At 46.8% G+C, this 20987-nt stretch carries 27 protein-coding genes and 1 pseudogene; 14 read left to right on the top strand and 14 right to left on the bottom strand.

The genetic code is table 11. The features are described 5' to 3' along the window. Positions 1 to 488 precede the first annotated feature (488 nt). Entirely contained in the window at positions 489 to 1040 is a 552-nt protein-coding gene (locus DP091_RS11665) for a riboflavin biosynthesis intermediates N-glycosidase (protein WP_113058490.1), read from the bottom strand. A 2-nt stretch (positions 1041 to 1042) separates the two neighbouring features. Beyond that, positions 1043 to 1927, bottom strand: coding sequence for an NUDIX hydrolase (locus DP091_RS11670; RefSeq protein WP_113058491.1), 885 nt, complete (start codon positions 1925 to 1927; stop codon positions 1043 to 1045). A 471-nt stretch (positions 1928 to 2398) separates the two neighbouring features. On the opposite strand from DP091_RS11670, the gene DP091_RS11680 reads away from it, so the two are divergent. After that, a complete protein-coding gene (locus DP091_RS11680; protein WP_113058492.1) occupies positions 2399 to 3508 on the top strand; it encodes a PRK06851 family protein in 1110 nt (369 codons plus the stop codon). A 185-nt stretch (positions 3509 to 3693) separates the two neighbouring features. On the opposite strand, the gene DP091_RS11685 is transcribed toward DP091_RS11680, so the two are convergent. Both DP091_RS11685 and DP091_RS11690 read right to left on the bottom strand, forming a co-directional pair. Continuing rightward, complete coding sequence (locus DP091_RS11685; protein WP_113058493.1) at positions 3694 to 4098, bottom strand: VOC family protein; 405 nt, start codon at positions 4096 to 4098, stop codon at positions 3694 to 3696. A gap of 128 nt (positions 4099 to 4226) precedes the next feature. Further along, a complete protein-coding gene (locus tag DP091_RS11690) occupies positions 4227 to 4454 on the bottom strand; it encodes a WYL domain-containing protein (RefSeq protein WP_306438116.1) in 228 nt (75 codons plus the stop codon). A gap of 70 nt (positions 4455 to 4524) precedes the next feature. Here DP091_RS11690 and DP091_RS11695 point away from each other — a divergent pair, with 70 nt between their 5' ends. The 4 genes from DP091_RS11695 (at position 4525) to DP091_RS11710 (ending at position 7651) form a co-directional block, all read left to right on the top strand. Continuing rightward, positions 4525 to 5700: a sensor histidine kinase gene (locus tag DP091_RS11695; protein WP_181469785.1), complete on the top strand. Its 1176-nt coding sequence runs from the start codon at positions 4525 to 4527 to the stop codon at positions 5698 to 5700. Next, complete coding sequence (locus DP091_RS11700) at positions 5687 to 6334, top strand: response regulator transcription factor (RefSeq protein ID WP_113058496.1); 648 nt, start codon at positions 5687 to 5689, stop codon at positions 6332 to 6334. Before DP091_RS11695 ends, DP091_RS11700 begins: the two co-directional genes overlap by 14 nt. A 152-nt stretch (positions 6335 to 6486) precedes the next feature. Then, a complete protein-coding gene (locus DP091_RS11705) occupies positions 6487 to 7353 on the top strand; it encodes a CPBP family intramembrane glutamic endopeptidase (protein ID WP_113058497.1) in 867 nt (288 codons plus the stop codon). Between the two features lie 43 nt (positions 7354 to 7396). Beyond that, positions 7397 to 7651: a Rossmann-fold NAD(P)-binding domain-containing protein gene (locus DP091_RS11710; RefSeq protein ID WP_181469786.1), complete on the top strand. Its 255-nt coding sequence runs from the start codon at positions 7397 to 7399 to the stop codon at positions 7649 to 7651. An 87-nt stretch (positions 7652 to 7738) separates the two neighbouring features. Here DP091_RS11710 and splB read toward each other — a convergent pair whose 3' ends face one another. Next, the gene (splB, locus tag DP091_RS11715; protein WP_113058498.1) at positions 7739 to 8767 is read right to left on the bottom strand and encodes a spore photoproduct lyase; all 1029 of its coding nucleotides are present in this window, start codon (positions 8765 to 8767) and stop codon (positions 7739 to 7741) included. After that, positions 8760 to 9008, bottom strand: a complete 249-nt coding sequence (locus tag DP091_RS11720) for a transcriptional regulator SplA domain-containing protein (RefSeq protein WP_113058499.1) — start codon at positions 9006 to 9008, stop codon at positions 8760 to 8762. The genes splB and DP091_RS11720 overlap by 8 nt, the downstream gene beginning before the upstream one ends. Before the next feature lie 231 nt (positions 9009 to 9239). Between DP091_RS11720 and DP091_RS31845 the strand changes: the two genes are divergently transcribed. From DP091_RS31845 to DP091_RS11730, 3 genes are read left to right on the top strand one after another with little or no spacing between them, the layout of a single operon-like run. After that, positions 9240 to 9398 (top strand): MerR family transcriptional regulator, encoded by a 159-nt coding sequence (locus DP091_RS31845; RefSeq protein WP_258394491.1) that lies wholly within the window; start codon positions 9240 to 9242, stop codon positions 9396 to 9398. Further along, positions 9332 to 9613, top strand: a complete 282-nt coding sequence (locus DP091_RS31850; protein ID WP_373456919.1) for a MerR family transcriptional regulator — start codon at positions 9332 to 9334, stop codon at positions 9611 to 9613. The genes DP091_RS31845 and DP091_RS31850 overlap by 67 nt, the downstream gene beginning before the upstream one ends. Next, positions 9610 to 10371, top strand: coding sequence for an SDR family oxidoreductase (locus DP091_RS11730; RefSeq protein WP_113058500.1), 762 nt, complete (start codon positions 9610 to 9612; stop codon positions 10369 to 10371). Before DP091_RS31850 ends, DP091_RS11730 begins: the two co-directional genes overlap by 4 nt. Before the next feature lie 214 nt (positions 10372 to 10585). Here DP091_RS11730 and DP091_RS11735 read toward each other — a convergent pair whose 3' ends face one another. From DP091_RS11735 to DP091_RS11745, 3 genes are all read right to left on the bottom strand, one after another. Next, positions 10586 to 11659 (bottom strand): hypothetical protein, encoded by a 1074-nt coding sequence (locus tag DP091_RS11735; protein ID WP_113058501.1) that lies wholly within the window; start codon positions 11657 to 11659, stop codon positions 10586 to 10588. A 192-nt stretch (positions 11660 to 11851) separates the two neighbouring features. Further along, positions 11852 to 12913: a hypothetical protein gene (locus DP091_RS11740; protein ID WP_113058502.1), complete on the bottom strand. Its 1062-nt coding sequence runs from the start codon at positions 12911 to 12913 to the stop codon at positions 11852 to 11854. Then, positions 12888 to 13475 carry an RNA polymerase sigma factor gene (locus DP091_RS11745; protein ID WP_113058503.1) on the bottom strand — a complete coding sequence of 196 codons (588 nt, stop codon included), beginning with the start codon at positions 13473 to 13475 and terminating at the stop codon, positions 12888 to 12890. Before DP091_RS11745 ends, DP091_RS11740 begins: the two co-directional genes overlap by 26 nt. A gap of 272 nt (positions 13476 to 13747) precedes the next feature. Between DP091_RS11745 and DP091_RS31855 the strand changes: the two genes are divergently transcribed. The 3 genes from DP091_RS31855 (at position 13748) to DP091_RS11755 (ending at position 15341) form a co-directional block, all read left to right on the top strand. Then, positions 13748 to 14140 carry a helix-turn-helix domain-containing protein gene (locus DP091_RS31855; protein WP_258394495.1) on the top strand — a complete coding sequence of 131 codons (393 nt, stop codon included), beginning with the start codon at positions 13748 to 13750 and terminating at the stop codon, positions 14138 to 14140. Next, positions 14127 to 14384, top strand: coding sequence for an MmyB family transcriptional regulator (locus tag DP091_RS31860; protein WP_258394493.1), 258 nt, complete (start codon positions 14127 to 14129; stop codon positions 14382 to 14384). The genes DP091_RS31855 and DP091_RS31860 overlap by 14 nt, the downstream gene beginning before the upstream one ends. 324 nt (positions 14385 to 14708) lie before the next feature. Then, positions 14709 to 15341 carry an SDR family NAD(P)-dependent oxidoreductase gene (locus DP091_RS11755; protein ID WP_306438115.1) on the top strand — a complete coding sequence of 211 codons (633 nt, stop codon included), beginning with the start codon at positions 14709 to 14711 and terminating at the stop codon, positions 15339 to 15341. Between the two features lie 118 nt (positions 15342 to 15459). Here DP091_RS11755 and rlmH read toward each other — a convergent pair whose 3' ends face one another. The 3 genes from rlmH to DP091_RS11770 form a co-directional block, all read right to left on the bottom strand. Further along, positions 15460 to 15939 carry a 23S rRNA (pseudouridine(1915)-N(3))-methyltransferase RlmH gene (gene rlmH / locus DP091_RS11760; RefSeq protein WP_071219366.1) on the bottom strand — a complete coding sequence of 160 codons (480 nt, stop codon included), beginning with the start codon at positions 15937 to 15939 and terminating at the stop codon, positions 15460 to 15462. A gap of 269 nt (positions 15940 to 16208) precedes the next feature. Continuing rightward, entirely contained in the window at positions 16209 to 17333 is a 1125-nt protein-coding gene (locus DP091_RS11765; RefSeq protein WP_258394494.1) for a cytochrome P450, read from the bottom strand. A gap of 76 nt (positions 17334 to 17409) precedes the next feature. Continuing rightward, positions 17410 to 17988, bottom strand: a complete 579-nt coding sequence (locus tag DP091_RS11770) for a TetR/AcrR family transcriptional regulator (RefSeq protein WP_113058505.1) — start codon at positions 17986 to 17988, stop codon at positions 17410 to 17412. A 265-nt stretch (positions 17989 to 18253) separates the two neighbouring features. On the opposite strand from DP091_RS11770, the gene DP091_RS11775 reads away from it, so the two are divergent. From DP091_RS11775 to DP091_RS11785, 3 genes are all read left to right on the top strand, one after another. After that, positions 18254 to 18427 (top strand): DUF3934 family protein, encoded by a 174-nt coding sequence (locus tag DP091_RS11775; RefSeq protein WP_113058506.1) that lies wholly within the window; start codon positions 18254 to 18256, stop codon positions 18425 to 18427. A gap of 44 nt (positions 18428 to 18471) precedes the next feature. Then, positions 18472 to 18924, top strand: a complete 453-nt coding sequence (locus DP091_RS11780) for a HEAT repeat domain-containing protein (RefSeq protein ID WP_181469787.1) — start codon at positions 18472 to 18474, stop codon at positions 18922 to 18924. 108 nt (positions 18925 to 19032) lie between these two features. Beyond that, positions 19033 to 19326, top strand: coding sequence for a hypothetical protein (locus DP091_RS11785; protein ID WP_113058508.1), 294 nt, complete (start codon positions 19033 to 19035; stop codon positions 19324 to 19326). Between the two features lie 106 nt (positions 19327 to 19432). On the opposite strand, the pseudogene DP091_RS11790 reads toward DP091_RS11785, so the two are convergent. Together DP091_RS11790 and DP091_RS11795 are read right to left on the bottom strand one after the other, a co-directional pair. Beyond that, positions 19433 to 20466, bottom strand: a pseudogene (locus tag DP091_RS11790) (GTPase). Between the two features lie 268 nt (positions 20467 to 20734). After that, on the bottom strand, positions 20735 to 20902 hold the full coding sequence (locus DP091_RS11795; RefSeq protein ID WP_006207301.1) for a CxxH/CxxC protein: 168 nt from the start codon (positions 20900 to 20902) through the stop codon (positions 20735 to 20737). Positions 20903 to 20987 lie beyond the last annotated feature (85 nt).

Genomic DNA, 20987 nt, shown 5'->3' on the forward strand with positions numbered 1-20987 from the left:
GGCAAGTTTAGATTAGCCAGTCGCCGTATCTCATCGCTTAACCTTCGATTGACTGGATACACTTCTTCTATGAAGTCTAAAATGCGAAGTGCCGATTCGGGAACATGATCGTATCCCTGTATCATGTTTCCTATGATTTCCGCAAAACGGGGGTATCTCCTCTCTACCGTCCTCGAACAGGACTTTATAGCCAACATCCGAATTCTTAAACGAATAGGCAAGAGGGTGTACGTCCTCGAGCCAATCCAACCGGTCTATATATCTGTTTTTCTCCCCTGGTTTTGGAATGCAAAAAGGGTCCAACCCACTTCTCAGCGAGGTTGAACCCGAAGGTTGCATTGCCTTTATTATCCTACCGTGAAATTATCACGTATTCTTATTACTGTCAATCGAGAAACTTGCCGTCACTTATGATAAGGTCATTAAAGTACCGTAATCTCACTCTCAAAAATGACTTTCAAATAGTCACCCTCAATCCTGCCCAAAAACTATCTCTGCAGCAACTCGTCCCGCGCTTCGGTCAGCGCGAACCCCAGCAGGTTCTGGCCCCGCCATTTCACGGGATTCTCCGCATCCGGATTGGACTGGCCCATGCCGATCCCCCAAATGCGGTCCTGCGGGCTGGCTTCGACGAGGATGCGATTCTTCGTCGACTTGAGATAATCGCCAAGCTCCGGATTCTGCGAAAACTTGGCCAAGCTGGCTCTTTTGACGATGCCGTAGCATTCCGTGTCCCAAGTATCCTTGTCAAAGTTTCGGACCGCACGCCCATAAGCCTTCATCTCCTTGGGATGCTTAGCTGTAAGGATCGACTCCAACATTTCGTGGTCTCCGAACAGCCTTGCCTTCTCGGCCATCATAAACTGCTCGGCACAGGAATATTCCGTCCCCTCTACCGTGAACGGGCACCTCCACCACTGGCTGAAGCAGCTTTTGTCGATGCTCCCGTCCTTAGGCGGCGTATGGCCCCAAAAGAATACAAACTTGAACGTTTCCCCTGCGTTATGAGCTTTTCTTAGCTCATCGAGATTGTAAATCATCGTTAGTCCTCCAATTTCCTCCGATACAAGCGGGATGGCCGATGTCCCGCATTTTCGGTGTAATGATCGGTCTCCGCCACGAGATCGGCCACCTTGCGCCGGAAGGCCGCCTTCAATAGCTCTTTATCCAAAATGACCTCATAAACCTGCTGCAGCTCCGTCAAGGTAAAAAGCTCTGGCATTAAGTGCAGCGCAATATCGGTATAATTCACTTTTCCCCGCAGCCGCTCGATCGCGCATGTTATAATCTTCGCGTGGTCGAAGGCCAAACCGTTATTCGATACGATCTTATATTCCGTGCTGGTCGATGTTGTCTTCACGGTCAACCTCCTCGCCACGACCGCCGAAAGCTCCTCTTCACCGCTTAGCTTGAGTTCGTACTCCATCGTCTTGACGTATCCGTCCTCTATCAGCTCTTTCTGCTCCCGCAGAAGCCGATAGGAGACCTTGAACCAAGCGGCGTCGGCCGCATCGTCGCCCGCCTGAAGCTCCAACTTATCGCTGTTGATCAGAGCCATGTAGCTGCAGCTCATCACCCAGGTTCGGGGATCTCGCCCGATATCACTGAACGTATACAACTGCTCCAAATAAACGTCGTCCACGCCGCTTTCCTCGCGCAGTTCCCTTGCCGCAGCCTGCTCAGTCGTCTCGCTCGGCTGGACAAAGCCGCCAGGCAGCGCCCATTTACCCAGGAAGGGGTGGCCTCCCCGGCGGATGAGCAGAATGCGGAGCTCTTTTTCGGGTAATTTCCGATAGCTGTCAGCCGCCTCATCCGTAACCGTGAAGATCACCATATCGGCTGCCACTGAAGGCCGCTCGTAATCTTCTGCCCGGTACTTCTCCAAAAATTCCCGTTCCGTAAGTCCATCCCGATCCAACAAATTCAATGAGGGCGCCTCCTTGTTTTTTGATTCTATATGAGCTGTGGTTACGGGTTTATTTTACTCCCTGCTCCATCTAATTCTAACCATTCAGCGGCAATTGAGGTAAACAGCGCCAACCACGCGATTTCGAACAGGTTCCAGCCGCGCGCAACCTTCTTCACAATTCATCCCCTCTGCTTTCTCCGCTGGTTTATAGTACGAAAACACTCACTCATTCTTAGTATCATTTTGTTAATAACATTATGTTACTATCAAAAATAACAGAAAAACCTGCGCAGGGCAAGTGAAATCTCCCCATTTATCGCAGGCTTGATCTTCTACCTTCAGTAATCCCTTCAACAAATAGCGAAAATCATGGGAGAGGACGAACACCACTTGTTACAACGCGGAATATACAAATGAATAGGCACTTATCCCAATCATGCTTATTCTGTCTACTTTGCGAATCGGAATAGGCACTAAGGAGGGTTTAGGTTGGTACTAACATCATCTCACTATTTTGCCCAAGGCAACACTGCGCGCGGGGCTCATTTCTTGTATGAATCCGCATTTGGCGGGCTGAACAAGATCTTTGTGCTTACGGGGCCCCAAGGTACGGGGAAATCGACGGTCATGCAAAGCTTGGCGGATCGCCTGCTGGATCAAGGCTTGCATGTGCAGTGCTTCCACTCCCCTCTCCGTCCCGACGAACTGGATGGCATCATTTGTACGGAACTGAAGGTTGGTTTTGTCGACGGGCGAGTCCGTAAGGGGATTTCGGATAGCGGGGCCAGTGACATCGTCTTTATCGATTTTGGGGAAGCGTTCGATAACAGCCTGATTTCACCGGCAGACTTCGTCACGATAGAAGATCTTAGAGGCAAGCTTGAGAACGCCTATTCAAATGTGTATGAAACATTCGCAACGGCACTATGGATTCATGACGAGTGGGAAAAATATTACATTGGAAATATGGATTTCGCGAAGGCCGACCAGATTGCGCTGGAATTGATTCAAGAATTATACGCCGGTCATGAAAGCGATACGTCAACCGCTCCGCGTCACTTATTCTTCGGAGCTGCGACTCCGAGGGGGGCGTTCGATTTTATTCAAAGCTTGACCGCTCAGCTGGAAAGACGGATTTTCATCAAAGGAAGGGCGGGATCGGGCAAATCCACTCTGCTTAAAAAGCTTGCCTCCGCTGCCGAAAAGAAAGGAATCGACGTACAAGTGTTTCATTGCGGCTTTGATCCGAACAGTCTGGATATGCTGATATTCCCCGAGCTTCGAACAGCGATCTTCGACAGTACCGCTCCGCATGAATATTTTCCGGATCGGGACGGAGATGAGATCCTAGATATGTATACACGGACGATAGCTCCTGGAACCGATGAAGCCTATGCTGACGAGATAGCGGCTATCAAAGCACGCTATTCGGCAATAATGAAAGAGGCCACCTCCCAACTGGCGGAAGCCGAAGCCATCGATTCTCAAATTAAGGCCTATTATGTTGCGGCCACCGATTTTTCGATCGTAGAGAAACTCCATCTGCAATTACAGTCCGAATTGAATGAGCTGATCAGCTCCATTCAGCCTTCAAAATAAGATACTACCCAAAGCGTTCTATTTCGGGCGGGGCCCAGCAGTCTAATACAAGCTGAGCCCCGTTTTGAAATTGAATCTCCTTCCACTTCTCGGTTACCGATTTGCATCCCATTATTGCCTTCCCTTATGGTGCGGTTCACCGCGCTGTCTGTAACGGCATGTTTTATGGCCATCCTTACTGCCCGTCAATGTCTACCTCTAAACCGTTTAATCGCATCCTCGGTCACCGGCTCAAAGAGGTTAAGTAGGTTGCCATCGGGATCGCGGAACAGCATAGAATGGTTCCCCCACGGCATCATGGTCGGTTCCTTTACCCAATGATCGACAAATGGCTTCAAGCGCACATATTCGGCTTCGACATCGTCGACGCGGAACTCAATAATGACCGTGCGATTATTGGCCCCCACTACGGAACCGGCGCCGAATAGCTGCGCCGTCTGGGAGTGGCCGATTGCAAGGGTGCACGATGGCACAACGAGTTCGGCAAATACAGGCGCGGGGCGCTCCGCCGAAACCCCCATGACTTTCTCATAGAACTCGACGAGACGATCCACGTCGTCAGTAATGATGCGTACAGAAGCGAAATTCACAAGAGATCATCCTTCCTAATAATGGGTTTGGCTGTGTCCTACAGCCGTTGTAAAACATACATTTTCCTTATCTATCTCCTTTACATTTACCTGTCCAATTATAAAAAAACGCTACTGACAACCTTATGTCAGTAGCGTTTTAGATTTTTTGGGGCTTCCTCACGAATTTCATTTCGGAATGATTCGGGTTCCAACACGGTTACGCCCGCTCCCCGACCAAGCACCCATTGCAGCAATTCATCCAGCTGACGAACACGTAAGACCACATCCAATCCATCTTGATGCTCTTTCATATCCTCTACGTAATGATAGTTCGATTCCTTCACTTTATCTGCGATGTCTTGGTTAGCTGCTATTGTCTATGCCGAGTTTTATTTGGCTGGAATGCGAGGTTCCAAGTTTATAGATTTCCTGTATGATGATGTTATGAATAGAATATTATCTTTTATGGATTGGGGTATATTCGCTCTTCGTTTATACCATTACATTTTGCTGTTGTCCCAGGCTCTGACGGTAAGTGAGTTTTCGATCCGAACGTTATTAGACGTGATCTGGCTGAGCATAGCCCTTGTCGTCCCTTTGCTGTTCTGGTTTCCTGGCCGCCGGACGAACAAAATTTGGTTTTGCATACTGGAGCTATTGCTTGGCGGTTCTTATTATGTGAATTCTGTCATTCATCTTGATCTGACTTCAAAAGCGGACTATTTGTTGCCGAGTCTTACAATGGGGTACTTATTGACTAAGCAAACCCTTTGGATCATTCCCTTACTTGTTTCCATTCCCTTTTCCTTTCAGTCTTTCCTCAGATTATCTTGGGAGCAAACCCTAAGTGTCGGAACAGACAATCTGCTATTCTGCTTCATTGGCATGTGGGCAAGCTTCGTCGCCAAGGCGTATAATCAGAAGAATACACTGGTGGCCGAAGTGGAACGTCAAAATAAACTGTTAACTCACTACTCGGCCGAGATCGAGAAAATGACTCTGCTTGAAGAGCGCAACCGCATGTCGAAGGAGCTTCATGATACACTGGGACATTCCTTTATCTCACTCATTCTGAGCCTTGATGCCTCTATTGCCCTTATGGATAGCAAGCCTGCCGAGGCCAAAGATCGATTAACTCGCTTAAGAACATTGGCTGAGAATAATCTGGACGAGATGAGAAACATCGTTCACGAGATGGGAGAAGAAGAGGAATCAAGTCTGATTCGACAGGTTGAATCCCTTGTGGTCCGTTTCCGGGAACACACGGGTACGGTCCTGACTTTGAGTCTGCCGGAGACAGAACGCTCCATACGTTTTGAAGTCCGGCAAGCGGTCCTTCGGGTCATCCAGGAATCCCTTACCAACGCATTAAAGCATGGAAAGGCATCTCAGCTTCATCTGGAGCTTACATATTCCGAGAGCGATCTGCAATTGTCCGTACGAAATAACGGGAACCCGATCGACAAGCTCAATTACGGCTTCGGCTTGACCACGATGAAACAGCGGGTTGAGCGGTTGGGTGGTCGCCTTCAGCTATTATCCGGGGAGGGAACTCCAGCAATGACCGAAGTTCGATGTGAAATCCCGCTGAAAGGAGTGATGCCGCATGGAGAAAATTAAGGTGCTGATTGCTGATGATCAAGAATTGATTCTCGAAAGTTTACATATCGTGTTGTCCATGGAAGAAGATTTGGAAATTGTCGGTTTGGCCAAGAATGGCGAAGAGGCACTGAAAGGCTGCGAGCAGTTTATGCCGGATATTGTGTTGATGGATATCAATATGCCCGTCATGGACGGCGTCGCCGCAACGGCCCTGATTAAAGAACGAATACCTGCAGCCAAAATCATCATGCTGACCTCCTATAAGGAAGTTGAATATGTATTAGCGGCGTTAAGCTGTGGAGCAGTAGGTTATCTGCTCAAAGCCCTTCATCCCAAAGAACTGGCCGCAGGCATACGGGTGGTTCAGGCGGGAGGGACTCTAATCTCGCAGGAAATGGCAAGTAAAATGATCAAAAGCATCAACAATGCCACCCCTGCGAGAACTAATGAATTCGGGCTCACTGCCCGTGAAATAGACGTGCTGCATAAGCTGGCTTCTGGCCTTCGTAATCAAGACATTGCCGAGGTGCTGTATCTTAGTGAAGGCACGGTCAAAAATTATATCTCAACGATTTATTCGAAGCTGAATGTGAAAGGAAGGCGGGAGGCCGCCCGTAAAGCCCGAGATTCGGGAATGCTGGATCATTCATAAACCGATCATCTCCAAGAAGCTGGTAACTCATTAGAGTTACCGGCTTTTTTCGCATATAGCCATAGATTAAATGATGACAAAAGCGCACTGTGTCTTATGACTTTTTCAGCCTATACTCATAGCATCAAGCAACCGAGGAGGCAATGTAAGACATGAAGAAAAAAGTGTCCGAAAATAAAGAAAGTATGCAAAATGGCGGGAAATTAAGCATTCGGAGTTCATTTTGGCGTTTTCCAATCGTCTGGATGCTTGTGGGAGCTATCGGTATTGTTCTTATCGATACGTTATTCCGGCAGCAGACAGAACGAGTAGATGGGGTGATTTCACTTGCCCTTACACTAGTAATGGGGTTGCTGGCCATCTTAGTTTATAAGCTCACGCTGACATACCTGGCCCGGCGTTCCACTCCAGAGATAGCTAGACAACGCGCAGGGATTGAAGCTGTCCTTGGCGCACTTACCGGAACAATTTTTATCGCAGGGTCCGTCTTTATTATTGTGGCGCTGGGAGGTTACTCCTTTCAGTGGGCAAGTTCTGCGAGTGTGGGTTCAGTTCTAACGTCTTCCATTGGAGCAGCTTTAGCAGCAGCCATTGTCGAGGAGCTTATCTTTCGCGGACTTATGTTTCAAGCCATTGATCGATTGGGGGGGAAACCGCTCGCACTCGCTGTGACCTCACTATTCTTCGGAATTGCCCATCTTGGCAATACAGGGGCAACATTGTGGAGCGGGTTCGCCATAGCCCTGCAAGCAGGTGTTCTGCTCGGTGCCGCCTTCCTGTGGCGGCGGAACTTGTGGTTTGCCATGGGACTGCATTTTTCGTGGAATGCCATTGAGGAGTTGCTAGGCATTCCTGTTTCCGGACACTCATCTGCCGGTCTATTTACTGTAGAGGTGAACGGTGCCACACTTCTCACAGGTGGCGATTTCGGACTTGAAGGTTCCATTGTTCCGGTTGTGATCAGTCTTCTAATCTCCATTCCAATGCTAATTGGGGCTGCACGTAAAACAAGGGAATGAGGCTGGGAACCTTCCTGTATCAAAGTAAACACGGCAGGCCGAGGTGATCCGCCGCGTTACCGGCCTGAACGCCAAGCATATCCATATCACACCAGAGGAATTCACTGAGAGGCATAAAGCCGCCGGCTTGCCGGAGAGCTATGCCAAATACTTGGCCGGACCGGATGTCCGCATTCGCCTCGAAGGGTTGGAGGAACAGGTAACGGACACGGTATTTCGTGTAGCCGGGCGAGAACCGCGTTCTCTGGAGCAGTTCATCTCGGAGCATAAGACCTCGTTTCCGGAGCGTAAAACGTGACCCTTTAACATCTATAGAGAGAAATCAAAAAAAGGCACCCCATCAGGTGCCTCTCTTCTTTGGCGTATCTTTATTCAATCCGTTTTATTACGTAAAATATTCAATTTTCGCATTAGGGAAATAAGTCTGGATATACCTGCCTAGCGTATCTTTAATATCCTCCTGTTCTTGATCAGAGTACACGTATTTTCCAATCCCATACCGCCCCCACTTCCACTTTCTCTTCGTTTCATCAAGTTCCAGCTTCGTCATCGGATAGTTTTTCTCTATGACATTCTTCGCTGGTTTAGTAAAGCGATGCTGAATCAGCTCGAAAGTCAAATCTCTAGTGGAAGAATGGGGAAGTGCGGATTCTAATTTCTCGAACATATCCTTATAGCCCTCTTTCCATCCATCATGCAAATATATAGGGGCAATAATGAGGCCGAGTGGATATCCTGCCTCCCCAACCTTTCTGGCGGCTTCGATCCTCTCTGCCTGTCTGGATGTACCCGGTTCAAAATTTTTAATAATATAATCGTCATTCATACTAAATCGAAAGCGAGTCCGCCCATTATGCTTGGCATCAAGTAAATGATCAATATGAGCAAACTTCGTTACGAAGCGTAGTTGTCCCAAGTCAGACTTACCAAAATATTCGATAGCCTTCTTGAGCGTATGGGTTAAGTGATCAATACCCGCGATATCCGATGTACATGATGCTTCAAACCTTGTAATTTCAGGGGCTCGCTCTTTCATATATTGGTCCGCAGCTTCAAAGATGTCGTCAATATTGACATAAGTCCGAATGTACGGCTTACTTCCCATCGTCGTTTGTAAATAACAATAATGACAATGGCCCATGCACCCTGTTGCAAACGGAATTGCAAACTCTGCCGAAGGCTTTGAAGTATCGAATTTTAAGGTTTTCCTAACCCCGACAACTAATGTTGACTTTGCTATTCGATATTTTTGAATATCATTGTCTCCAGGCAGGTTCCGAATTTGGTTATGTGAGGTCGTCTCGCGGATTTCGATGCCCATGGTTTCAAACTTGGATATTAATTCTCTTCCCAACGGATAATCCAATGCCCTTGGCTCTACATATACGAGTTGAGGCACAAATGGCTTAACCATAATACGCCCCCATATCAGTTAAACCGAATGCCTCCCTATAGGCGTGCTCAGCTTCACTTGCTGTTGGGTACACCGCAACCTCATCGTTTAATGGGTAATACGTCTCATAAATAAATAGCGCATAATTTCCCGGCGAATCAGGATCATTCACTACGGCAGCTTCCTGGACATTTGCGACACCCTGAACATGCGGGTTACGAATGATTACATACACAATCTGTCCCGGTTGATATTCGTTCATCACTTCATCGACCCCTATCCTTCATGTTTCGGTTAGTATCAAACAAAACAGTCAGGATTATGCCTTCATGTAAGGAGATCCGGTACTGGGGCATATAAGGTAGGACCAACCCGGTTCACCGCTGTCTGAAACGGCATATGCACGTATGGAAACTAACTGTTGACTTAAACCATGGTTTAAATCGTATCCTATTCTTGTCGACATTGAAATGTAAGATTTGGAGGCCTTCAAATGAAGTATTGTTCCATTAGCGAAGTTTCAGCCAAATTCAATATTCCAGAATCAACATTGCGTTATTACGAAAAAAAAGACTGCTGCCACGAATTGAGCGTGATGAAGCAGGCAGGCGGTTATTTTCTGAAGTCCAAATGGCGCTCCTTCAAACTGTAATTTGCTTAAAGAATACTCGTATGCCAATAAGGGAAATTAAGCAGTACATGGATTGGATCCAAGAAGGGGACACGACAATCGAACGCCGACTTGAAATGATGACAAAACACAAACAGAACGTGCTGGATGAGATTTCGTTAATGACAGACTCTTTGCAAGGTATTGATGAAAAAATAAAGCGCTATACAGATCGAATCAAGGAGGAACGATCATGAATCTTTCAGGGAATACAATTCTCATTACAGGTGGAAGTGCTGGAATCGGATTAGCCTTTGCAGAAAGGTTCATAAAGGCTGGAAATAAAGTCATCGTTACTGGACGGCGGGAAGATGCACTTCGCCATGCGAAAGAAAAACTTCCAAGCCTGATAACCCGTGTAAGCGATTTGAATAAGGAATCCGAGCGTGCAGCATTGTTTGACTGGGTAACAGCAAGCTATCCCAAAGTAAATGTGTTAGTTAATAATGCAGGGATCCAACAACGTTTTAACGTATTGAAAGCAGATACGACAAACAATTGGAGCTATTACAACAAAGAAATCATAACGAACCTTGAAGCACCGCTCCATCTCTCTATGCTGTTTGCTCCGTTTTTTGCAAAAAAAGAATCGGCGACCATTATTAACGTAACATCTGGATTAGCTTTTACACCATTTGCGATGGCTCCGATCTATTCAGCAACGAAAGCGGCACTTCATTCGTTTACGATGAGTCTAAGGCATCAGCTGTCCGATACGTCTGTCGAAGTTATCGAAGTCGCTCCTCCTGCAGTAAATACAGATTTAGGCGGTGCGGGATTGCATACGCATGGTGAACCACTAGACGCCTTCGCGGATGGAATCTTCAACGAAATAGCAAAAGGAAAAATGGAAATTGGATATGGTTCTTCTGTGGCCCGCTTGCGCATGTCACGAGACGAAATCGACAAATACACAGAAAATATGTATGAGGCAACGAAAAACACCGTTGAATAACCGCTTGTTTAAATAGCTACTACCATGACGCAGGCCCTGATCAGCCAATCTACATTGTCATGACGCAAATTGGCTTCAATAATGGATGCATTCTTTATTAACAAAAAAGCATCCATTATTGATCGCCAAAAAACTTTCCTTACTTATGACATCTGCTCGCCTGCTTCAAGTTTTTGTGCCGATTTCAAAAACATCAAGATTTCCACATTTAGAATTAGTTGATTAATAATTTTGGTCCCTCATTTGCAGGCCCTACGATCGTGTTTCCGCCGAAACTGAGATGCTGACCATACTTCTCTACTATAAATTCGTTAAACGATCCGTCTGCATCCACTGTGGCAATGACTGTGGGAGCCCCTTTTTTGGTGAACGTCATTTGATCCTTGTCCCATGCATTTGTCCCTCTTGCTCCCTTATATCCTTTCAAATCCAGATTTAGCATCGTTTTTGCGTCTTTCACTGCATTCTTCATTAATGTATCCAATGTCAGCTTCTTGATCTTTGCATCTTTTTCTTTTTCATTCTTTTGGAATTCTTTGTAATTATCTATGCTTTTACCATTACTCTGATATACGCCTGCTTGAAGCAGTTCCAGCGTTTTTTCTTCAATGGCAAAGCTCGCATTCATCGTTTTGGATTTATACTTATATTGATACACATTCGGTTTGCCATCACGGACAAACACACGATCCAACTTAGCCCCCTGCTTGACCTTTCCATTGGTAAGCTTGGATAATGCCTGAGCAGCCTTCTTCTCCACGCTTACCGGGGCATCATCAGGAGCATAATTCACACCATGAGCCTGCTCCTTCTCTGTCATATAAACTTGTTTATTTTGCTTGGCATTCGATGAGATCGTACCCACACTGTAGTTTGACTCTGAGATACTCACATACTTTGGTGCTTCCCCTGGGAACAAAGCTTCCCACGATTCCTTCAATTTGGTTTGATATTTCCCACCGTTTAAATCTTCATAATTGATTTTAATACTGATGGTTTCGAGCTTTCCGTTAGCTTTATAGGCGATGATATCGTCCTTGAAGTTCTCTCTTTTTAAATGGATAGATTCTTTTGCAGCAGTTCCTTGAATCAACGTATACGTATTTCCTGTCAATTCTTTAAGCTTATCCTGGGCCTTTTGCATAAGCGTTTGCTCAGATTTAGCATCTTGCTTAATGTATACATTCTCGTTGTTATGCGAATTAGCTTGAATCGGTGTATCATATCCAAGCAGACTTCCTGATAACAAGGCTGCTCCGATGATAGAAAAAATATTTTTTTTGTTCATACTAATAAGCTCCTTTATAATTTATTACCCACAGCTTTTTAATGGAATGCTTCAGTCACGTTGAAATAAATCTATAGAAGACCAGTAGTCATCACCCCCTCTCTCTGCCTTAAACGGGCAGAGCAGCACCTTCAACCTGCCAGGCAGTACAGCTTGTGCCATTTAATTCAGCCTAATCCCTGCACCTTCTGATTAGTCCGTACCTTTTTCAGATAACTGCTTTAGCTCAATTTTAATAGAATAGATCGTTCCTTTAGAGGTGAACAACGCAGTCACGTCTGGAGAACCCTCTTTTGTGAACGTTAATGTATCAAACCGTGATTCAAGTTTGGATACGTTATAAACAGCCAAATCCAAATTCATCCATGCCTTAGCTTGTTTCACTGCTTCCTCATGAATCTTGTCCAGCTCAATTGCTTTTGTTTTCTCAACTAAGTCATGATAATTATTTTTATCATCCAATTGATTAAGTTGATCCGATAGCGGAAAAGCTACAACCCTTGTGATCTGATTCGTATTTTTTTGTACATCAATGAGGATAGAACCCTTGTGTGTATGATACACGAACTTATATACCGGATTTTGATTGGGTCTTAAGATCATTTGACTTACTGACCGTTCACTCTCTTTAAAATCCCCAACTATATGAAAAGCTTGGTCCGCTGCATCCTTTGTTGCATCTGGAACCTGCTCCTCTTCAATCGTTTGCTGCGCATAATACCATTTACCTTGGTCAAATTCGATGGAATTATTTTCGTTTCGCGCCTCTATGTGAAATGTGTTCGGTTTATATTCGTACATAATCACATCATTAATTCCTTCTCCTTGAGGGAAAATCTCATCCCAAACCTTTTGCAGCTGGCTTTTAAACTCCTGGTCCTCAATGTCCTCAAAGGGAATCATCCCCGTATGAAATTTCTTATTTCCATCCAAATCTCGTGAATAAATGGTATCCACCTTCTCATTTGGACTACTTTTCATTTCTTTGGCAAACGGATTAATATATTCAAGCAAAGATAGCCGCTCTATGGCTTGAGCCATGACAGGAGTTAGAGACACACAAAAAGCAACCAATGCCGCTGCGATAACGCCCACTCTTCTTGTGAAGAATGGCTTTTGTCTTGACACGCTTTTGGATTCAAGCTTTTCTACAATCTTTTGACTCATGCTGTACTCTGGCGTCTCCGTATCCCGAATCATTTGCTCCACCTGATGAATACTTACGGTTTTAGATGGATTTGGTGATCGACGCATTCACTGTTCCTCCTTCACTAACTTCCTTCGTCTGCAGTTTTTTGCGAAGGCGTTCATACTTTTTGCGCACGGTTGCTGGCTTCATATTCATGATTTCACTAATCTCGTTAAAGTGATATCGATGAATTGCCCGGAGAACTAATATATGTCTCTCTTCGGCAGTCAGTAAATTTAGATAATCCTTCAGTGTCGTTTGACTGTCTATTTGCTGAGTCGGGGTTTCAGGCTGATCGTATTTATAACGATCTATAAAACGAAACCACCTTTTTCTGCTCCTGATTTGATTCAGACTGTAATTGTAGGCAATTTTGTACAGCCATGCCGAGAAACTCATATTTGGACGATACTTATGTATCTGTTCATACACTCTAATAAATATTTCTTGTAGAGCGTCCTCGGCTTCTTCCTTGCTTTTGAGCATATGGTAACAATAGATATACATTGGTTTTTCAAAGTTTTTAATAATTGAAGCGAAAGCTTCCTTATCCCCAAGTTTAGTCCTTTCAACCAGCATCTCAATTTCTCCTGAGCTTGATTCATACTCTCTGTAGTCTCTATCCAAAAGTCATACCCCCTCCTGCCTACACACTTAATACACCAATGCAGCTCATTTTGTGACAGCAGCATCAAAAATAATACTTAGTAACATCATCGATCCTGAAATGATGAAAAAGAAAAAGAATATTTACGAGTATAAAGCACTAGGAAAACCTTGTTTTCCACTTGTAACGTACGAAGCCGGCTATAATAATCATGTATAGAGTGCTTTTGGTCTATTTGGTTAATAGCGATATGTATCTTCCATATGATTAAATAGAGGTGACCCACTTGAAAATGAATCGTTCCTCATCCGCATTAGGTGACTTCCTTAAATCACGCAGAGAACGGTTGCAGCCTTCAGAGGCCGGGATTCAGCCGCTGCCTGGACGAAGACGCACTCCGGGACTTCGAAGAGAAGAAGTTTCTTATCTTGCCAATATAAGCGTGACTTACTATGCCTGGCTGGAGCAAGGCAAGGAGGTTAATCCTTCGCCGGAAGTGCTGCTAAGTATCAGCAAAGCGCTTCAGCTTGACGAAGACGAGCAGAAGCATCTATTCGATCTGGCCAATGTAGATGTGGCGAGCGTCGTCACAGTGCCAAATAACGGTGGGCCGGATACGGGAGTTCTGCAGAAAATCAGGCTTCGATCTTTACAAGAACAACCCGTTATATATGGAACGGTTTGAACGCTTGACGCGGGAAAGCGTGGAGTTCGTACATTTCTGGGAGCTATATGAAATCAAACAAAAACGCGTAGCCACTGCTTTATTCCGTGTTCCTGACGCACAGGAGATGGAGTTCGAGCTCCATTCCGCGGCTGTAATCGATAATGACCCGGGACTGCACTGGTGTTTCTTTGTTCCGGTGCCCGGTTCAGGCACGGAGGAGAGATTATTGCGTTTACTTGAGCAGGACAGGCAGCTACCATAGACTGTTACTCCTGTTAACAGAATAGACGTGCTGTGGCTAGCACCCTCCAGTTGTTTGTATGATTCAGAGGAAGACAACGATTGGAGGGTATTTAGTTTGCAAACATGGTTCATTACAGGAGCGTCAGGAGGCTTGGCTTCACGTATAACTCGCCGGTTGCTTGATAGGGGGACCGTGTAGCTGCAACGGTACGCAAGCCGGGGGGCTGGATGATCTGCAGTCACAGTATGGCTCACAACTTTGGCAGGCTAATTTAGATCTGACAAACTCTCAGCAAATTGCTGAAGTGGTGGAACGTGCATTTTTAGAACTGGGCACATCGATGTGTTTGTCAATAATGCAGCCTATGGCTTGTATGGCGCAGTGGAAGAAGCAAGCGACAGGCAAATTGAGCATCAGTTTATGACCAATGTGCTTGGCTCCCTACGTGTGGTGCGTGCAGTCCTGCCCTTTTTCCGTAAGCAGGGCGGCGGTCACATGGTACAGATTTCGAGTATGGCGGGTCATTATTCTATTCCGGGTATGGGGCTGTATTGCTCTTCGAAATGGGCGGTCGAAGGAGCCTTTGAAGCGCTAGCTAAGGAAGTGGCTCCGTTCAATATTAAGACCACTATGGTGGAGCCCGGCGGAATCCGAACGAATTTCATTACAAGCAACGCCGTATTCGGCGAGCGGATGGACGAATACCGGGATACGGAGGCGGGCCAATTCGTTAGCCTGATGAAGGGAGAACTGCCTGGTACAGATATGAGCATGTTCAATCAAATGGTTGTCGGCGATCCGGATAAAATGGCGCAGCAGATTATCCGTCGTGTCGACCAGGGAGAGGGTCCGATACGTATGGCGTTGGGCAGTGATGCCTATGAGCAAATCCGGGCAGCCCTGCTGGACACAGACTGGCCGCTCTGGAAGCACAGAAAGAGCTGGCTTACTCCACTGATTCAGATGATGTGGTAAAACAATTTTAAAGGATACCAAAGCTTTCGACATCTACGGCAACTGATATGCTCCTCTGAAGTAGTCGGTTTATTTATTAATCCTATCTACTTAAAGGGGAGCATATTAAAACTTGCCCTTATTTATGATACGGTTCCCCCCGATTAATCTTCACCGCACGGTAAATCTGCTCCACCAGCACCAGCCGCATCAGCTGGTGCGGCAGGGTCATCCGCCCGAAGCTAAGTTTTGTCTGGGCGCGCTTCAGCACGTCCTCAGAGAGGCCGTTGGAGCCGCCGATGACAAAGGCGACGTTGCTGGTCCCGTACGTGCCCAGCTTGTCCATATGGGCCGCCAGGTCCTCGCTGGACCACAGCTGGCCGCCGATTGCCAGGGCGATGACATGGGTGTCTGGCTTGATATGGCTGAGAATGCCCACGCCCTCCTTCTCCTGCACTTGACGCATTTCCGCTTCGCTCATGTTCTCCGGCGCTTTCTCATCCGGCACCTCGTGCACGGACAGGCGCACGTAAGGCGCAAGACGCTTACTGTATTCGGCAATGCCCTGCACCAGATACTTCTCCTTCAACTTGCCTACGCATACCATCTGTATATTCATGGCGTATTTTCGCTCCTTAAACTCTGCTGTTATGTCGTTCATTCTAACATTGTACCGCGGCCAATTAAAGGACATACACAGACCCTGCCCCGCCTTCCTACAGCAAGCTCCCTCATTTCCTTTTCAATACAAAATCAATCCAGCAGCGCCTTAGAGTATTGAGAATCACCAACTCGTTTACTTCTAAGCTTGTTCGACCGAGTTTGTCCAACTAACATCAATTAGCGAAAAAAAACCACTCTCCCTAAGAGTGGCTCTTCTCTTCCTATCTATTTTAAAATGATCGGCAGCTCTTTCAGCGCGAACATCATCGTGCTATTCATCCGTGCCAGTTCTACGGAGCGATCACGGCGATATTCGGGATAACGATCCAGCAAAGTCTGAAGGGCAATCCGGGACTCCATACGGGCCAGCTGGGAGCCCATGCAGTAATGGATGCCGCTTCCCAGGCCCAGATGCGGGTTGGGGTTGCGGTGGATGTTAAATACATCCGGCTGATCGAACACATCCTCGTCATGGTTGGCCGAGGCCATCCAGATATAAACGTACTGCCCTTGCTTCAGCTCCTGCCCCCGCAGCACCGTGTCCTGCTTCACGCTGCGGAACATCACTTGAACAGGCGAGAAGTAACGGAAGACTTCTTCGATTGCCCCTGGAAGCAGCGCTGGGTCTCCAAGCACCTCTGCACGGACCTCAGGCAGACTGTCGAAGGCAAGCACGGCCGATGAGATCAGATTGGTTGTCGTTTCATTACCCGCTACGAGAAGGAGAATACAGAACCCGATAATCTCCAGTTCGGTTAGGTGTTCATTGTCGATACGCGCCTCCACCAGCTTCGTGATTAGATCCTCCTGCGGATGGCGTCGGCGGTCCTCGGCGATCTTCGAGAAGTATTCGCTCATCTCCCGCTGACACTGATAGTAAGCCTCCCCATTGTCGCCCACCAACGCGTCCGACCAGGCCTTGAATCGTTCCCGATCTTCCATCGATACGCCGAGCATCTCCGCGATCACCGTGATCGGCAGCGGGCTTGCGAGATCGGCCACGATATCCATCTTCCCCCTCTTCTCCGCTTCATCCAGCAGGGATGTCGTAATCTCCTGGATCTTGGGGGCAAGCGATTCGATCATGCGAGGCGTAAAAGCATGGGATACCAGCTTGCGCAGCTGACGGTGCTTGGGCGGGTCCTGCCGAAGAACACTGGATTCAATGGGATCATCGGAAGAAGAGCCCCCTTGGGAAGAGAACACTTCGTAATTCGTGAAGACGGATTTAACATCCTCGTATTTAAAGACATTCCATGCTCCATTGCCATCCATCGTCGTCACCGGAGATTCCGTTCTCATCTGGCGGAACCATTCCAGCGGGAGTAAACCGTTCTTATTCCATTCCATGCTTAACACCTTCGCTTTCCATCGCAAAATTTGAACTGACTGGTCAGTTAAATGCATGTAAAAAAGAAGGCCTTGCTTATTCTAGCGATATAAACAGGCCTTGGGTAATCATCGTGAAGGCAAACCGCTCCAGATCCTCCCGCGAATAGCGGTCTTGATGATTCAGATAATAATTGCAGGTACTCTCCAGCGTACCGACAATGCTGGCAGCGGCCAGGTCGGGATCAACGGCACGACACAGGTTCTCCTCACACTGACCTTCCTCAATCATCCTTGCCAGAAAGCTTAAATAATTCCTTTTCAGCTCCTTTAACTCATCGAGGACATCTTGCTCGATGCCGTTCGAGATCTCATTAAATACGATGTGCGAGAAATGGCGGGATTCGAGAAACAGATCCAGATGATGGCGAATGGTGCGCTCCATCTTCTCCTTCATCGGCAGGGAGGAATTCAGGTCTGCCTCCGTCCGCTGCATGATATCTTCGAAACCCTGCTTCACCACCGTTTTGAAGAGCTGGGATTTACCCGGGAAGTTATAGTACAGTGTCCCCTTGGCGACCTGTGCGCGGGCGGCAATCTCGTCCATGCTTGCGCGGTGATATCCGTTCTCGGAGAATACTTCAATGGCTGCTTGGATAATTTTATCTTTGCTCACAGTTGGATCGACCCTTTCACATCTATAGTTCAGTTCATCGTTCTTGTTCTGACTGGTCAGTTCAAAAATAAGATACCACGCTGGGAAAAATTAGTCAACCGAACGACATGCCTACACCAATACCGGAATTCTTGCTCTTATATTTCGATTCTTATGCTGGTTTCCGTGGTATCCTATACATATGGCCCAATACAGTGTATATTTCAACAGTGCTGGTAAACAATCAGCATATAGGGACAAGAATTTACCGTAACGGAGTGATTGATTGAGTAAATCCAAGGGCAAGGGCGGAACAGGCAGAGGCACGGGCAAGAAGGGCTGGAGCCGCTGGGATGCAAGTGCGAGAAGAGCGAAGAGTAAACCCAAACCTTATACCAGTAAAGGGGCCAAGCAGGCAGACGCTACATCGGATGCCGAGAATCATAAAGGTACCCCATAATGAACATATGGTACAGATTGACCTGATACAACATATTGAAGGAGATGAACGGATTGGACAATCAAGAATTGATAACGGATATGCCCGAAAATTATGAGGGGCTCAAAAGCTCCGCCAACCGAAACGCCAATTGGAGAGAACGGTTAGATGCGGTGGAAGCGTTGGGAAATTGGAAAAATCAGAAATCCATTGATATTTTGCTGCATAGACTGAATACGGATGCGGTTTATCAAGTGAGAGAGGCAGCCTATCGTAAACTTCTGGCCTTTGGAGAGGACGTGCAGATGCCGGAAAGACCCAAAGGCGAGCTGATGAAGGACGTTTCGAAGGTGCTGCTCCGCATCAAAAAAAGCCTTCCCCGTGACCACACGTATGAAGACTTCAAAGAGAAATTAAAAAAAATGAGGGTCGACATCTACGACACGTACGAAGGTGACAAAGGCGCTGATTTTGATCACTGGCTGGAGCAAACCTGGTCTTCGTTATTAAGACGATAACAGTGCGTCAAGCCTTCCGGAGCTGACTATGTATATGAGAAATCCGGTTATGTTATACTGAACACAAATATTAGTTATAGGAGTGGTACTCTGAGAAAGCAAAAGCCCATGTCGTTTGAAGATCTGTTGAAGGAATTACAAGGCCAAAAATCGGTACAGGAGGATCCGGATAACATCTCTCTGGATAAGCTGTTCAATGAATCGTTTATGCGTAAACATTCATCCCACAGCAGTTTTGGGGATTTTGTCGTAAAAGGTAACTTTCAAGTGGAAACGCACGAAGATATCGATAACATTCCGGATGAACTGTTTGACCGTCATGTTTCAAGAGAAACCGATTTCCCGGATTGGAAATCGATGCTGGAGCAGGCAAAAGCCGATTACGCGGCTGCCATCAAGTAAATCATGATAAAGTCGCTGCAATAACGCAGCTATGATCAGGGGCCCCAAGGCCCCTTTTTCTATTCCATTCGCCATCCGTGCTGGCATATGATATGATTCTCCACGCTCACTCGGGCTTGGATTCCGATTCCGTCTCCGCCTTATCCCTAAACTTCTTATAGAGCTTCGTAATATTCGCCGTATTGATCTCGATATTGTGCTCGTAAGCGTATTTGACCGCATATCCCAGCGCCAGGGTGGTGGCGCCCGCTACCGTCGCTCCGGCAACCGATCCCGCTCCAGGGAAAACCTTCACGATCTGCCGGAAAATGCTCTTGCCGATATTCCCGAATATCGTAGCGATGACCAGTTCCTTCGCCGTCTCCTTGCTGATCGGCCTATTGTACAGCACCGCAAGCCTGGTGAGCAAACTCACCTGAATGCCGGTAATCGGAATAATATCCGATCCCGGAATAGGTGATGCGCCTACCGCTCCTGCCGAGATCGAGGCTCCGATGATCCATCCATTGGCAGTAGCCGACTTCTCCTTGATACTTTTGGCAAAGAGAATGTCTTTAGACTTTTTTTAAGGATCTCCAGAATGCTGCTCCGCAGCCGGTCGATATTCTCACCCGTCCGTGAGGACACCGGCGCAACCTCATAGCGCCCTCCGGTCTCCTTCTTGATCCGCGCCACCAGACGGTCGATTTCATCTGCGGCATCAATTTTGTTCAGCACGATCAAGATGTTCGTGTTCACGGCCTGAATCATCTCGAAGGACTTCTTCTCCGCCTCGGAGAAGACAGTGCCCGCAGCGTTCAGGAAGAATAGAACGATATCCGCTTGTTTATAGTATTTCAAGGTTATCTCCGAGTTCGCGGTGTTCACATCATTCAACCCGGGTGTATCCATGAAGTAAATATGCTCCTTGTACTTATGCGGTTTAATTTCCGTCGTTTCCCCAGGCTCTGCCCCGACGCCAGCGACCTCTTCACCCACGATCCGGTTCATGGTGGAGGACTTGCCTGTGTTTACATCACCAATCAAAGCGATGAGAATTTCCTGCTTCAGCTGACGGTTGATTTCATCCATTTCCTTCTCATAGGCCGCATCAGCTGCCCGGCTGATCTCGTCTTCCCATGATCTTCTGTAGTCACCCATTACTGATCGGCTCCATTCACGATAGGTTATCGCGCCTCGTTGTAATCTATACATCCATCATACACTATGAAGGTCTGTACAACGAAGCCGGTTGCTCATTCCAGAGACAATGATCGGAATGTTAGGCCGTACTTATTATTTACCTCTTCGCCCACTCCATGAAAAGGCTGTTGATGAACGAAGCCGCGCCCCAAGAAAGTCTAACAAAAAAAGCGTGAAATCATCACGCTTTCTCATTCGCATTATTTATTTAATTAACATATTCACGTTACACAACTAAAAACTCAGCATGCTTCTCGCACTCCGCGCACTTCACCGGTGGGTCCCAGTCCGAAAACTCGGTCTCCTTCAGATCAACAATATCCGGGGCATCCTCATATTCATCCACGAAATTTTCGATCGCTAGTTCCACATGTTCCTTGCATACGACGTACATTCTATGCATCCTTTCTATCTTTCGCCTCATGTTGTGTTTATCTTCAAACCAGTATAGCCACTCTTCTGTTCTACCACACTCTACG

Origin of the sequence: Paenibacillus sp. MDMC362 (assembly GCF_003269305.1) — a bacterium.
Taxonomy (GTDB): Bacteria; Bacillota; Bacilli; order Paenibacillales; family Paenibacillaceae; genus Paenibacillus_AQ.